This window comes from Hathewaya proteolytica DSM 3090 (assembly GCF_900142225.1).
GTDB classification, from domain to species: Bacteria; Bacillota; Clostridia; order Clostridiales; family Clostridiaceae; genus Hathewaya; species Hathewaya proteolytica.
Genome location: NZ_FRAD01000012.1, coordinates 18,069 through 32,107, shown reverse-complemented (window position 1 = coordinate 32,107; position 14,039 = coordinate 18,069). Strand labels below are relative to the sequence as shown.

Genomic DNA, 14,039 nt, shown 5'->3' with positions numbered 1-14,039 from the left:
GAAAATATATGAAAGTTGCAATTATTTTCGGCAGTAAATCAGACACAGAAGTAATGAAAAATGCTGCAAAGGCCCTGAAGGAATTTAATGTGGAGTACAGTGCACATGTTCTTTCAGCACATAGAGTACCTGAAAAATTAGAAGAGGTTTTAGCACAGCTTGAAAAAGAAGGCTACGAATGTATTATAGCGGGAGCAGGTCTTGCTGCACACTTACCAGGAGTTATTGCTTCTAAAACTGTATTGCCTGTTATAGGAGTGCCAATTAAAGCGGCCCTTGAAGGTATGGATGCATTGCTTTCCATAGTTCAGATGCCAAAGTCTATTCCAGTAGCAACTGTAGGAATTAATAATAGCTACAATGCAGGCATGATGGCTGTAGAGATACTTTCTATAAAATACCCAGAGTTAAAACAGAAATTAATAGATTTTAGAATAAAAATGAAAGCTGATTTTATAAAAGATAATGAAGAAGGAGTGGAATTATAATGGAAAAATTACAACAGTTATACGAAGGAAAAGCAAAGAAAATATACGCTACAGATAAGGCTGACCAGGTAATAATATACTATAAAGATGATGCAACTGCTTTCAACGGCGAAAAGAAAGCTACAATAAACCAAAAAGGTATACTAAACAACGAAATTACAACTATACTTTTCGAATTACTTGCAAAAGAAGGAGTTAAATCTCACTTTATAGAAAAGTTAAATGACAGAGAGCAGCTTTGCAAGAGAGTTGACATAGTTCCACTAGAAGTTATAGTAAGAAACGTGGCAGCAGGAAGTATGGCAAAGAGATATGGTCTTGAAGAAGGAACAGAACTTAAGACAACAGTTCTTGAATTAAGCTACAAAAATGATGATTTAGGGGATCCTTTAATGAATGATTATCATGCTATGGCTATGGGACTTGTTACTCGTGAAGAACTTGATCATATATTCCAGCAGGCATCAAAAGTTAATGAAGTTTTAAGTAAGTTCTATGCTAAACAGAATTTAAGATTGGTAGATTTCAAAATAGAATTTGGCAGATACAACAATGAAATCATCCTTGCAGATGAAATTTCTCCAGACACATGCAGACTATGGGATATGACAACTGGCGAAAAACTTGATAAAGATAGATTCAGAAGAGAACTTGGAGATCTTGTTGAGGGTTACACTGAAATTCTAAATAGAATGAAAAAATAGATAAATATCATATGTCATAGTTAGTTTAATATTGTAAAATATAAAACGACTATGACATATTAGTCTATACTAGATTATAATGAGGGGAGAACAAGTATGGAAAACAGAAACGATGACAAACTTCATGAAGCTTGTGGAGTTTATGGAATATATTGTAGTGATACTGAGGCAAAAGTTGGAACATTAACTTACTACGGTCTATATGCTCTTCAACACAGAGGTCAGGAAAGTTGTGGTATTGTTACTACAGATGGTGAAAAAATGAATAGCCACAAGGGAATGGGTATTGCTAGTGAGGTTTTCAATGAACATATACTAAGTGGCATGAATGGTAAATCTGCCATAGGTCACGTAAGATATGCTACAGCAGGAGAAAGCTCTATAAAAAATGCTCAGCCTGTAGTTGGAGCTTGCAAATTAGGCGAACTTGCCATTGCCCACAACGGCACACTTATCAATACTTCTGTAATAAGAGAACTTCTAGAAGACTGTGGTTCCATATTTCAGACTTCCGTGGATTCAGAAGTAGTTTTAAATCTTATATCTAGAAGTGCAAAAAAAGGCATGGAGAGTGCAGTAATAGATGCAATGCAAGCTATAAAAGGCTCTTACGCCCTTGTAATACTTACAAACAATGAACTAATCGGTGTAAGAGATCCAAATGGTATAAGACCTCTTTGCCTTGGAAAACTTGAAAATGGGTACGTGCTTGCATCTGAGAGTTGTGCCTTAGATTGTACAGGAGCAACATACGTAAGGGATATTGAGCCAGGTGAAATAGTAATAATAAATGACGAAGGAATAAAATCAATAAATTTTGTAGAGAAGAGCAAAAAAGCAGTTTGTGCTTTTGAATACGTGTATTTTGCTAGACCAGACAGTGTTATGGATGGCATAAGCGTAAATAATGCTCGATATTTATCTGGCAGAAAGCTTTATGAGGAAAGTCCTGTGGAGGCTGACATAGTAATTGGAGTACCGGATTCTGGTATACCAGCAGCCATTGGGTATTCTAGGGCATCGGGAATACCTTTTGAAATGGGCCTTATAAAAAATAGATATGTGGGCAGAACTTTTATAGCACCTACACAGGAATTAAGAGAGAAGGCTGTTGCAGTGAAACTTAATGCCTTAAAAGAAGTTGTGAACGGAAAAAGTGTAGTGCTTATAGATGATTCAATAGTGAGGGGTACTACAAGCAAGAGACTTATAGACACTCTTAGAAAAGCAGGGGCTAAGGAAGTACACCTTAGAATAGCATCGCCAATAGTTCAATATCCGTGTTATTTTGGAATTGATACTCCTAATAGAAAAGAATTAATAGGTGCAAATATGGAAGTGGATAAAATAGCTGAAACTATAGGAGCAGATTCCCTAGCATATATAAGCTGTGAAGGGCTTGTAGAGTGCATAAAAAAAGATGGTGGTTTTTGTCTTGGATGCTTTAATGGAGTGTATCCAATGTCAGCACCAAAAAATGAGTAATATAATAATTTGGAGGCAAGGCAATGATAACATATAAAGAAGCAGGGGTTAATATAGAAGAAGGATATAAAGCTGTAAAACTTATGAAGGAATACACAAAAAGAACGTATAATGAAGGGGTTTTAAATAATCTTGGAAGTTTTGCAGGTATGTTTGAAATTGGTACAGGTTACAAAAATCCAGTGCTTGTTTCTGGTACAGACGGAGTTGGAACAAAGCTTGAAATAGCATTTAAAACTAAAAAGTATGATACTATAGGTATCGATTGCGTTGCCATGTGTGTAAACGATGTACTTTGTCATGGTGCAAAACCTCTTATATTTTTAGACTATATGGCATGTGGAAAGCTTGATGCTGATGTGGCTGCAGATATCGTAAAGGGAGTTTCTGAAGGATGTGTTCAGGGATGCTCAGCTTTAATAGGTGGAGAAACAGCTGAAATGCCTGGATTCTACAAAGAAGGGGATTACGATTTAGCTGGTTTTTCTGTAGGCATAGTAGATAAAGATGAAATAATTGATGGAAGCAAAATAGAAGATGGCGATGTACTTATTGGTATAGCATCTTCAGGAGCACACAGCAATGGATATTCTCTAATTAGAAAAATTTTTACTGATTTAAACGAAGAATTCATGGGAAAGCCAGTATGGGAGACTCTTTTAACTCCAACTAAAATTTACGTAAAGCCTGTTTTAGAAGTTTTGAAGAAATTCCAAGTAAGAGGTATGGCTCACATAACTGGTGGAGGATTCTACGAAAATATTCCAAGAATGTTTAAAGGTGATTTTACAGCAGTGATAAACAAGGATAGCTTTGAGATTCTTCCTATATTCAAAGAAATTATGAGAAGAGGTGTTGACGAGGACCATATGTTCAATACTTACAATATGGGAATAGGATTTGTTCTTTGCGTTAAGAAGGAAGATGCAGTAGGTGTTCAGGAATTACTAAAATCCCTTGGTGAAAAGTGCTATGAAATTGGATATGCTAAGGCTGGAGGTTCAGGAGTATGCTTAAAATAGCAGTTCTTGTATCTGGAAGTGGTAGCAACCTACAATCAATTATAGATGAGATAGAAGAAGGCAAGCTTAATTGTAGCATTGAATGTGTTATAGCGGACAAAACACAGGCTTTTGGACTTGAGAGAGCAAGAAAACATAATATAGCAGCTTATGGACTTAGCAAAAAGGAATTGAAAGATAATTTATCTGATGGAATACTTAAAATCATAGATGGTAAAGTGGATCTTATAGTTTTAGCTGGATTTTTGTCCATCTTAAAGGGCAATATTATTGAAAAATTCAAGGATAAAATTATCAATATTCATCCATCGCTTATACCTAGTTTCTGTGGCAATGGTATGTACGGTATAAGAGTACATGAGGCGGCAATAAAATATGGAGTTAGGGTGTCAGGATGCACAGTGCATTTTGTAGACGAGGGTACTGATACTGGCCATATTATCCTTCAAAAGGCAGTAGCTGTTAAGTGCGAAGATAGTGCAGAAGACTTACAGAAAAGAATTTTGGTTCAGGAGCACATTGCATTGCCAGAGGCTATTGGTCTTATTGCAGATGGAAGAGTATCTATAGTAGATGGTAAGGTTATAATAAAGTAGTATATTTAAAGCTTCAGCGAGAGTATTTCTAACTGAAGCTTGATTTTTAAATTAGGCGAAATCTATTTGGAGGAAATAAAAAATGAAGATATTACTTTTAGGCTCAGGTGGAAGAGAACATGCCATAGCATATAAAATGGCACAGAGTGAAAAAGTTGAAAAAATATATGTGGTTCCAGGTAATGATGGCATTGCCTTAGAAGAAAAGTGCGAATGTATCAACATAGGAAATAATTCAGATATAGTTGAATTTGCAAAAAAACAAAACATTGAACTTACTGTGGTAGGACCGGAAGCGCCACTCTGTGATGGCATTGTAGACGATTTCAGAAAGCATGGACTGAAAATATTCGGACCTGGCAAAAATGGTGCTATTCTTGAAGGTAGTAAGGCTTTCTCAAAGGATTTCATGAAAAAATACAATATAAGAACGGCAGAATATGAAGTTTTTAATGATGCAGATAAAGCCCTTGAATACTCTAAGACTTCAAAATATCCTTTAGTAATAAAGGCAGATGGTCTTGCAGCTGGAAAAGGTGTGGTTATAGCAGAAAATAGAGAGATAGCAGAAGCTACTATTATAGAGTTCATGGAAAAGGATTTATTTAAAGGTGCAGGAAGTACCATAGTTTTGGAGGAATTCTTAGAAGGAAAAGAAGCATCCATATTGTCTGTTACAGATGGAAATGTTATTCTTCCGTTTATGTCTTCTAAGGATCACAAGCAGATCTTCGATGGAAATAAGGGACCCAATACAGGAGGTATGGGGGTAATTGCTCCTAATCCATATTGCACTGAAGAAATCATGGAAGATTTCAAAAAGAATATCATGGAACCTACTTTAAGAGGAATTCAAGAAGAAAAAATGGATTTCAAGGGTGTAATTTTCTTTGGAATCATGATATGTCATGGAAAAGCTTATCTTCTAGAATACAATGTAAGAATGGGAGACCCTGAGACGGAATGCGTACTTCCAATGATGAAAACTGACCTTGTGGAAATCATGGAAGCTGCTGTAGAGGGAAGGCTTAAGGATGTAAATATCCAGTGGAATACGGGCTCAGCATGTACAGTGATAGCTGCGGCAGAAGGTTACCCACATGCCTATAACAAGGGTATGGAGATTAAACTACAAGATAAGATCCAGGGAAAAGTTTTCTTTGCAGGAGTTAAAAATAGAGAAGGAAAGCTTACAGCCAATGGTGGAAGAGTTCTTGCTGTAACTTGCATAGGTGAAAATCTAGAAGAAGCCATAGACAAAGCATATGAAAACATTAAAAAAGTATCCTTTGATGAAATGTACTATAGAAAAGATATAGGAAGAGCATAGTATAGAACAAAATAAAAAAATCTCGTGTATATTTTCATATGAAATCACGAGATTTTTTATTTTTTAAAACTATTTCGTAGTTTCATACGTATATAAGATGAGGGTGAAAATGAAAACTGTGTGGATAAGTTAGGGGTGACTAAAATTACTGAAGAAAAATTAATTAAACTTGTGAAGAAAAACGGGGATAAATCTGCTGCTAGCAGTTTAATCGAGATATATTATAAAGACATATACATTTATGTATATAGACAGACTCATGAGGAAGAGCTTGCAAAGGATTTAACTCAGGAAACATTTATATCTATGTTAAAATCTATGGATAAATTTGATGAAAAAAAGGCTAATTTTAGAACTTGGCTATACAAGATCGCAAGTAATAAGATAATCGATATCTATAGGTCAACATATTATAGATATGTAATTATAGTTGAAGAGATTGAGCGATGTACTAATAATTATAATGATAACTTTGAAAATTTATTTTATATAAAAGAAGATACAAAGGAAATTTTACAAATACTGAGTAAGTTTAATACTAATATTCAGCAAATTATAAGGTTGAAAATATTTGGTGAAATGACTTTCGCTGAAATAGCTAATCTTCTTGAATTATCAGAGTCTACTGTAAAAAGCAGGTATTATGCCACAATCAAAAATATAAAAAAAGCAATGGAGGTAAAAAATAATGGATCCACAGAAAGATAAAAAAGATATAGAAGTTCCTAAAATAGATTTTAATCAAATAGAAGACATTGTAAATAATAACATTAGAACAAAAAACTCTTTTATAATGTATTTGCGAAGGTCACTTAAGGAACTAGGTTTAAAAAATATATTCCATGATAAAACTGAATTGATAGCCATTGGTATGGTAGTAAGTTTAATATTAATATTTTATATGAAAAAGCTGGCCAATATAGATGCAAATGAATTGTATGGTTTTGTATTTGTAGGAGCCCCCATAGTATACTTAGGTGCAGTTACATTTTCATTTTACAATTCTAAAGAAAGAGGAACTTTTAATATTGAAATGACTTGTAAATATAATTTATACCAAGTAATTGCCTTAAAGATGTTTTGTTTTAGTGTTATAACTATTGTAATCAATACATCTTCAATATTGATCATAGGATCTATATTCAAGACTGTTAATGTTATTAGAATGATAATTATATCCATTAGCGGATTATTTATTTTTTCAACAGTGTTTTTGTATTCTTTAGTAGGCGTAAGAATAATAAGTGCCAAATATGTAGTTATTGTAGCATGGTTAAGTATAAATGTTATCTTAAATAGGTTGAATTGCAGGCTATATACTATTTTTATAATGAATACTCCAATATATATTCATCTGTTTGTTTCCGTAATATGTGGATTTTTGTATATGAAAAATCTAAATAGACTAATAAATTATAGAAGAAAAATGGGGGAGATTTAAATGTTAGTTGTTAATAATGTAACTAAAAAGTATAAAAGTTTTACGGCACTTGAAGATATAAATTTAGAATTCATAAATGGAGTTTATGCACTTTTATCGCCCAATGGAGCTGGGAAAACCACCTTACTTAATATGCTAACTACACTTAGTTTTCCTACTAAAGGGGAGATACTTTACAATGGCGTTGATATAGTTTCATTGGATGATGAATATAGAAATATCATTGGATATTTACCTCAAGATTTTGGATATTATAGAAGTTATAGTCCTAATAAATTTTTGCTATACATAGCAGCCTTAAAGGGATTAGAAGAAAAAGAAGCTAAAAAAACCATAGATAAACTTTTACAAATGGTGGCTTTAGAAGGTGTAGCAAATAAAAAAATGCGACAATTTTCTGGGGGAATGATTCAACGAGTTGGCATAGCTCAAGCCTTATTGAATGACCCTAAAATACTTATTTTGGACGAGCCCACAGCAGGATTAGATCCAAAGGAGAGAGCAAGATTTAGAAATTTATTAAGCGAGATGTCTAGGGATAGGATTGTTATTATATCAACTCATATTGTATCTGATATTGAATTCATCGCAAATGAAGTTATTATGATAAAAGATCATAAACTATTGTATAAAGATACTGTAAAAAACATATGTGACACAATTAAAGGAAAAGTATATGAAACTAAAATAGAGCATGACGAAGCAAAGGAATTTAGGAAAAATCATCTTGTTATTTCAGAAAGACAAGAAGAAGAAAAAATGAAGATAAGATTCGTAAGCTGTGAAGAACAAAGTTCATCATGGGAAGAAGTGAATCCTACCTTAGAAGATGTATTCCTATATGAATACAATGAAAGTATAATTGAGGGATAAAAATGAATATAAAAAAGTTGGAATTTAAAAAAATAATATCTTCTCCTATATTCATAATACTTACCTTAATATTTTTAGCCTACAATACCAGGATGATTATAAACAAATCACATAATATAAAAAATAGCATGAAGGTTTTAAATGAAATAGTCAGTGAGCTAGGATATGTAATAAATGATGACATGATATTAGAATTCAAAAGTTATTATGAAAATAAGTTGAATGAGGCTAACAATATTTTAAATAAGAAGGGATATGGATCATATAATACCATAGGCCAATTTTTTCAAGAGAATGTAAGAGCTAACATGGAAAATAGTGAATTAAGTAATGAGGAAAGAGTATTATTAGAAAATATATCTACCATAGAGAATTATTACTTTTTCTCAACTGAACTGCAGCAGAAATATGACAGCATAGATATTAACAGAATGGCCCAGAGTGAATTAGCTAAAAGTCGCCATAGTGATACCCTAAAAAGTTTTATAAAGAGAAACTATGATGAATTTGCCATACGATTTAATGAGTTGAAAGAAAATGGTGAACACAAAAATCTATTTTTTTATGGTATGAAATATAGAATGCATTCTTTTCTATTTAATGATTTGCTAACAAAATTAATTTACGAAACCATGATTTTAATTGTGTTATCCACCGCCTTTGTATTAAATTATGAGTTTGAAAATAAAACAGCAACAGTAATATATTCAACAAGACGAGGAAGAAATTTAATTAAGGATAAACTCTTCAGCGCTTTAATATTCGCTATATTGGCAACAACCATAGTTGTAGGAACAACACTCTTAATTTATTTTAGTGTATTTGATTATTCTGGATTATGGGGAACATCTGTAAGTAGTTGCTTTGCACAAGAGTTTAGTATTCCTTATCTTACTTGGTTTACTATGTCTGTGGGAAAATATTTAGCATTAAGCGTCCTTGTTATATACACTCTTGAATTAATATTTTTTGGATTAACATTTATGTTGGCTTCATTTACGAAAAATACATATATTACATTTGGAATGTTTGTAATAATGTTAGGAGGGGGAATAATTTTACCTGGACTTATGCCAAATACATTAAATATTGTTATTGCAACTGTATATACCCCATTCATATTAATACTTAATACTTCATGGTGGTTTATGTTAAAAAGTGATATATGTAGTAATAAATATTATGAAATTGTTACATTGATATCATGGAGTATAGGGGTGTTTATTGTAGGTGCATTATGTGTAAAGAAATTTAAAAAAGAAAGCATTAAATAGAGGTAGAGAGATGAAAATTGTTATAAATGAAATGAAAAAAATATTTAACCTTAAGATGGTGTGCCTATTAATAGTAGGAAGCACAATCTTTTACCAGAGATTTATTGCCTTTCACATAGACATTTTCCCCAATGGAAGGCCTGAACAGGATGAGTACAACATAATGGTACAGATGATTAAAGACTATGGTCATAGCATGGATGAAATAGAAGTGAAAGATTTTAAAAAGATCCATGAGGCAAAAGTAGCAAAGGCTGACAAGTTTTTAAGTACTAATGAGGAATTTAATCAATTGGAAGTTTATTCTTACGAAGATTATCTTAAAAAAGATTACATGAGCCTTACTGATGAAAACTATGAGAAATTAACCGAAGTTAAGTGGAAGTATCTAGATAGAGAAGAGGGGAGAGTATTTTGGGAATTGCAGGTGTACTCTAAGCTCATAGAATCTTATGAACATAGAGATGAGTATTTGGAAGATTTACCATGGGGAAATTACAATAATAGAATAAATGAGATAATCAATAATAATGAAAATGAATCCATATTATCTTGGAGTGTTTTTATGAACTACAATAATATTATAATATATTTTGCAGTGTGCATAGTCATAGGTATTGCCTTTATGTTGACACCAATGTTCTTGAAGGATAAAAAAGCTAAGGTTGATTATATTCAATATTCAAGTAGAAATGGGAGAAAATTATTTAAGGATAAGTTAATGGCTGGCTTTCTTTCCACACTTATTATTACAACCATAGAACTTGCAGTTTGTTTCTTTTTATATAAGGGTAATAAAACTTCCATGTTCTTTGGAAGCAATATTAATTCTAGATTTAACAGCAGCTTTTGGTTTGATATAACATTTGGACAATATATAATCATAACATTTGTGTCTATATATATCATAAGTATTATAACGGCTTTTATAACTATGTTTATATCAAGTAAGATAAATCATTATATAGTAGGTATAGGAGTTCAAGTTCCAACGTTATTTGTTATTGGTGGAGTAACGGCAACTATACTATTAAATCAATTGTTCTCAACATATATTCCTAAATATTCAACAACAGTAATATATACTATTTTAATCATAGTTGCAGTGCTCATTACCAAAGTATCAATTAAAAAAGAAAGAACTAAAGATATAAATAGTTGAGAAAATGTGTTGGTAAGACGGAGGCTTAGTGATAAATAACTTAATTGTGAAAATATATTGACAAATACTTTTAAAGGTAGTATTGTACAATATAAATAAAAGGGGTGATAATATGCTTACAATAATAAGCTTCGAATTGAAGAAGCTTTTTAAAAGCAAGAAAAATATCTTTTCTATAGTTTTAATATTTTTCACAGTGTTTTTGTTCACTGGCATAAAGGACATGCAGTCGGAATTGAATTCCGATGAAGATCGTAGGAATATGACTGCTGAAATATTAGTGGCTGAGCAGTTTGACTTAAAAAGCAAATTAGGTATGGATACTGGTGATATGGTAAATATACCAGGGCAAGAAGGGGAAGAGACTATACAAGCAGCTAAAGCCAAAGACATAACAGAAATTGAAAAAAAGGAGTTAGAGCAAAGATTAGTCAATGTGGAACAAGCTTTAAAAAGTATAAAATCAGAGGATTGGGAAAATTTCCATCCTGCATATTTAAAAGTGTTAAAAGATGAAGTAAAAGAAACGGATGAAAATGATGTATTATATGAAATACAAAAATATGAATTGAGAAAAGAGGAAGAGTTGGCTAAAGTAAAACTTCCCATTATACAAGACAAAACTAGTATGCAATCTTCTAACTTTCTAAGAGTGCTTTTGCAACAGAATGTGCTTATTGTCCTGGTAATCTTAATAATCATGATTAATACTGAAGTTTATTCTAGGGAAATGGAGGGCAACACATATAAATTACTGTACACTCAGAGTATGGGAAAAAATAAAATTTTCTTTGGTAAATTCATTGCACAACTTATTATTTCTATGACCTCTGTTTTTTTAGCCCTTTTTATATCCTTTATATTTTGTGGTGTAAAGCACGGATTTGGAAGTGCAGTTTATCCGTATATATTGATATTGAAGGATAAGATGGTATGCATAACTGCATGGCAACGAAATCTCTGCGAATTATCTATGATAGCTCTCATTATAATTTGTACCTGTTCTTTGTGCACTGTCATATCTAATGCGGTGAAAAACAATAATACTGGTATTTTTATAAATATATGTACCACAGGTTTTTTGTATTTAGCTACATCAAAAAAATTTTTTGAATCCATTTTATACGTTATACCCTTTAGTTATTTCAATATATCCAGCGTTATGATGAATGTATCATTGGACTATCATTTTGATAAATTTATAAAAGGTCAATCTGGGCATTTTCTAAACATACCCTTTTGGTACGAAAGTGGGTATGATCTTATAGTGGATCCTAAGATTAATTTTTGTAATGGCATGATCTGCTTAACTGTTATCAGTGTAGTATTGATATTAATAGCTTATAAACTGTTTAATAGAAAGGAATATAACTAATAAAATATGTGGAGGATAGAATTATGGAAGTTTTAAGCATAGATAATTTAAATAAATCATATAGCAAAAAAGTACTGGATAATATAAGCTTCAAAATAAACCAAGGTGAAGTAGTAGGTCTTGTGGGTCCCAATGGTGTGGGTAAGACCACATTAATGAAGATAATATGCAATCTAGGATTACAAGATTCAGGTTGTATAAAAATATGTGGTGTGGATTCCAAAGATAAGGGAGAAAAGAAAAAACAATATCTCTCTAGTTTTTCCTGTGTCATAGAAAATCCTGCTTTGTACGAAGAATTGTCAGGATATGAAAATATTGAATTTATAAGGAAACTCAACAAAATCCCAAAGGAAAGCATGGAAGAAATGCTGGAATTCGTGGGTATTGGAAATATGATAAAGAAGAAGGTCAAATTTTACTCTTTGGGAATGAAACAGAGACTTGCTCTTGCCATATGTCTTATAACATCTCCTAAACTGCTTATTTTGGATGAACCTACTAACGGCTTAGATCCTGATGGAAGTATGGAGTTTAGAAAAATGCTGAATAAATTGTCACAGGAAAAGCACATAGCAGTGTTGATTTCTTCACACATTCTTTCGGAACTTGATAAAACCTGTAGCAGGATTCTCTTCTTAAAAGATGGAAATATAGTTCAATGCGATGTAAAGGAAGTCAGGGAAAATAATAAGAAAATATTAATCAGTACTAAGGAAAACATGGAGGTTTTAAAAAAAATATTTCAAGGCGAAGAGGTAGGGATATCTTCAAAATCTAATGGGGTGTACTGTATACGGCTAAAGAAAGAGAAGGTAAGTAATGCAGTAAAACTTTTAGCAGATAGTGGAATAGAGTATGATGATATAACTATAGTAGCGGATGATGTAAGTGATCTATATAACTCTGTATTCGGGGGTGGCGAAGATGAAGTCCCTAATATGGATTGAATTTAGAAAATTTATAAAAAGTAAAAGATTTTTTCTTTGTCTTTTCATAATGTCTGTTATAACTATAATTTTTATTCAACAAAACTCATATGAAGAAAGCAATGCTAAATTTACCATAAGAAATAAAATAAATCGAGAAATAAGTGTTACAAAGTATGCTTTAAGGGGTAAAGAAGGAAATAAGGAACTTACCAATATTATAAAATTGGGTGAAGAGCTTAGAAAAAATCATTTTTCTATGAAGGAAGGGAAGGATACAAAAAAATATATTAGATCACAGATAAAAGTAAACGAAAATGCAATAAAACTTAATGAAAAAAAATTTGACCTTTTTTTTATGAGGGATTCATTAAACTACAATAAAAGCACGGAACAACTAAAACTAGAAAATGATTTATTGAATGAACTTCTTAATAAGAATATAGAATACGAAAATGACAATAATTCTATGAAAGGTTTTAACTTTTTAAAATTGTATTTCAATGAAGTTAATATGATTATGGTTTTATGTATGATATTGTATATAAGCTCTGATGCTTATTCAGGGGAAGTGGAAAAGAAGACCTATAAAATTTTGTATACTCAACCTATATCCTCTAAAAAAATCTTTTTTGGCAAATTAATAGGAAAGGTATTGTGTTCAATGCTTGTGATTATCATTTGTATAGGTGGGTGGTTTATATATCTTTCCATAACAAGAGGTATGGGTTCTCTTAAATATCCTGCTAGAGTATTTAGCCAAGGTGTAATGAAAATAATGACGGTTAAAGATGTTTTAGTAAGGTATCTTATTTTATTTATTCCCTTATGTATCTTTGCCAATATATTGGGAATATTCGTATCAATGATTACAAAGAAAGCAACATCAACTTTAACTATGTCTCTTATAGTATCTGCGATATTGTATATTCTATCCATGGTCATGGGTAAAGTGGGGGGTATCATACCTATAAAATATATAGACTTATTTTCTTCTGTAAGTAGCGGAGAAATATCCCAAGGGATTTTTAAATATACGTTTTCAGGAGAAAACGTGCTTGTGGGATGTATAGCTTGCATTGTTGTAACGGTAATCTTATGTGTTATATCTTTGAATGTGGCAGATAAAAAAAGATTTATGGTGGAATGATAAAAAGCCTTAGAACTATAAAAATAGTTCTAAGGCTTTTTAAGTGGAATAAATTTTAAAATATAGAAAAATAAAATTTGTCGAATGACAATACATCTTTACTCAAATAATTTAATATAATTAATTTATTATAAAGATTAATAATTAACTAAAAATTATGTGTAATTATCTTCACAATTATGTTACAATTTAATTGGGATAAATTTTATT

14 protein-coding genes are annotated in these 14,039 nt (G+C 31.6%); all 14 read left to right on the top strand.

Annotation, left to right across the window (positions count from 1 at the left end; genetic code table 11):
• Positions 1-8: 8 nt before the first annotated feature.
• Positions 9-488 carry a 5-(carboxyamino)imidazole ribonucleotide mutase gene (gene purE, locus BUA73_RS07835; protein WP_072903563.1) on the top strand — a complete coding sequence of 160 codons (480 nt, stop codon included), beginning with the start codon at positions 9-11 and terminating at the stop codon, positions 486-488.
• Positions 488-1,192 carry a phosphoribosylaminoimidazolesuccinocarboxamide synthase gene (gene purC, locus BUA73_RS07830; protein WP_072903562.1) on the top strand — a complete coding sequence of 235 codons (705 nt, stop codon included), beginning with the start codon at positions 488-490 and terminating at the stop codon, positions 1,190-1,192. The genes purE and purC overlap by 1 nt, the downstream gene beginning before the upstream one ends.
• Positions 1,193-1,288: 96 nt before the next feature.
• Positions 1,289-2,677: an amidophosphoribosyltransferase gene (purF, locus tag BUA73_RS07825; protein WP_072903561.1), complete on the top strand. Its 1,389-nt coding sequence runs from the start codon at positions 1,289-1,291 to the stop codon at positions 2,675-2,677.
• A 23-nt stretch (positions 2,678-2,700) separates the two neighbouring features.
• Entirely contained in the window at positions 2,701-3,699 is a 999-nt protein-coding gene (gene purM / locus BUA73_RS07820) for a phosphoribosylformylglycinamidine cyclo-ligase (RefSeq protein ID WP_072903560.1), read from the top strand.
• Positions 3,687-4,295, top strand: coding sequence for a phosphoribosylglycinamide formyltransferase (gene purN / locus BUA73_RS07815; protein ID WP_072903559.1), 609 nt, complete (start codon positions 3,687-3,689; stop codon positions 4,293-4,295). Before purM ends, purN begins: the two co-directional genes overlap by 13 nt.
• Before the next feature lie 82 nt (positions 4,296-4,377).
• Positions 4,378-5,625 (top strand): phosphoribosylamine--glycine ligase, encoded by a 1,248-nt coding sequence (gene purD / locus BUA73_RS07810; RefSeq protein WP_072903558.1) that lies wholly within the window; start codon positions 4,378-4,380, stop codon positions 5,623-5,625.
• A 120-nt stretch (positions 5,626-5,745) separates the two neighbouring features.
• Positions 5,746-6,333, top strand: a complete 588-nt coding sequence (locus BUA73_RS07805; RefSeq protein WP_072903557.1) for an RNA polymerase sigma factor — start codon at positions 5,746-5,748, stop codon at positions 6,331-6,333.
• On the top strand, positions 6,314-7,066 hold the full coding sequence (locus BUA73_RS07800; RefSeq protein ID WP_072903556.1) for a hypothetical protein: 753 nt from the start codon (positions 6,314-6,316) through the stop codon (positions 7,064-7,066). The genes BUA73_RS07805 and BUA73_RS07800 overlap by 20 nt, the downstream gene beginning before the upstream one ends.
• Complete coding sequence (locus BUA73_RS07795) at positions 7,067-7,939, top strand: ATP-binding cassette domain-containing protein (protein ID WP_072903555.1); 873 nt, start codon at positions 7,067-7,069, stop codon at positions 7,937-7,939.
• A 2-nt stretch (positions 7,940-7,941) separates the two neighbouring features.
• Positions 7,942-9,213 carry an ABC transporter permease subunit gene (locus BUA73_RS07790; protein WP_072903554.1) on the top strand — a complete coding sequence of 424 codons (1,272 nt, stop codon included), beginning with the start codon at positions 7,942-7,944 and terminating at the stop codon, positions 9,211-9,213.
• A 10-nt stretch (positions 9,214-9,223) separates the two neighbouring features.
• Positions 9,224-10,375: a hypothetical protein gene (locus tag BUA73_RS07785; RefSeq protein ID WP_072903553.1), complete on the top strand. Its 1,152-nt coding sequence runs from the start codon at positions 9,224-9,226 to the stop codon at positions 10,373-10,375.
• Positions 10,376-10,487: 112 nt separating this feature from the next.
• Positions 10,488-11,750 carry an ABC transporter permease subunit gene (locus tag BUA73_RS07780; RefSeq protein WP_072903552.1) on the top strand — a complete coding sequence of 421 codons (1,263 nt, stop codon included), beginning with the start codon at positions 10,488-10,490 and terminating at the stop codon, positions 11,748-11,750.
• Positions 11,751-11,773: 23 nt separating this feature from the next.
• Positions 11,774-12,700, top strand: coding sequence for an ABC transporter ATP-binding protein (locus tag BUA73_RS07775; RefSeq protein ID WP_072903551.1), 927 nt, complete (start codon positions 11,774-11,776; stop codon positions 12,698-12,700).
• Positions 12,678-13,829, top strand: a complete 1,152-nt coding sequence (locus BUA73_RS07770) for an ABC transporter permease subunit (protein WP_072903550.1) — start codon at positions 12,678-12,680, stop codon at positions 13,827-13,829. Before BUA73_RS07775 ends, BUA73_RS07770 begins: the two co-directional genes overlap by 23 nt.
• Positions 13,830-14,039: the final 210 nt, after the last annotated feature.

Coding starts and splice junctions, on each gene's coding strand:
- purE (WP_072903563.1), top strand. CDS start 9: ATGAAAGTTGCAATTATTTTCGGCAGTAAATCAGACACAGAAGTAATG.
- purC (WP_072903562.1), top strand. CDS start 488: ATGGAAAAATTACAACAGTTATACGAAGGAAAAGCAAAGAAAATATAC.
- purF (WP_072903561.1), top strand. CDS start 1,289: ATGGAAAACAGAAACGATGACAAACTTCATGAAGCTTGTGGAGTTTAT.
- purM (WP_072903560.1), top strand. CDS start 2,701: ATGATAACATATAAAGAAGCAGGGGTTAATATAGAAGAAGGATATAAA.
- purN (WP_072903559.1), top strand. CDS start 3,687: ATGCTTAAAATAGCAGTTCTTGTATCTGGAAGTGGTAGCAACCTACAA.
- purD (WP_072903558.1), top strand. CDS start 4,378: ATGAAGATATTACTTTTAGGCTCAGGTGGAAGAGAACATGCCATAGCA.
- BUA73_RS07800 (WP_072903556.1), top strand. CDS start 6,314: ATGGATCCACAGAAAGATAAAAAAGATATAGAAGTTCCTAAAATAGAT.
- BUA73_RS07795 (WP_072903555.1), top strand. CDS start 7,067: ATGTTAGTTGTTAATAATGTAACTAAAAAGTATAAAAGTTTTACGGCA.
- BUA73_RS07790 (WP_072903554.1), top strand. CDS start 7,942: ATGAATATAAAAAAGTTGGAATTTAAAAAAATAATATCTTCTCCTATA.
- BUA73_RS07785 (WP_072903553.1), top strand. CDS start 9,224: ATGAAAATTGTTATAAATGAAATGAAAAAAATATTTAACCTTAAGATG.
- BUA73_RS07780 (WP_072903552.1), top strand. CDS start 10,488: ATGCTTACAATAATAAGCTTCGAATTGAAGAAGCTTTTTAAAAGCAAG.
- BUA73_RS07775 (WP_072903551.1), top strand. CDS start 11,774: ATGGAAGTTTTAAGCATAGATAATTTAAATAAATCATATAGCAAAAAA.
- BUA73_RS07770 (WP_072903550.1), top strand. CDS start 12,678: ATGAAGTCCCTAATATGGATTGAATTTAGAAAATTTATAAAAAGTAAA.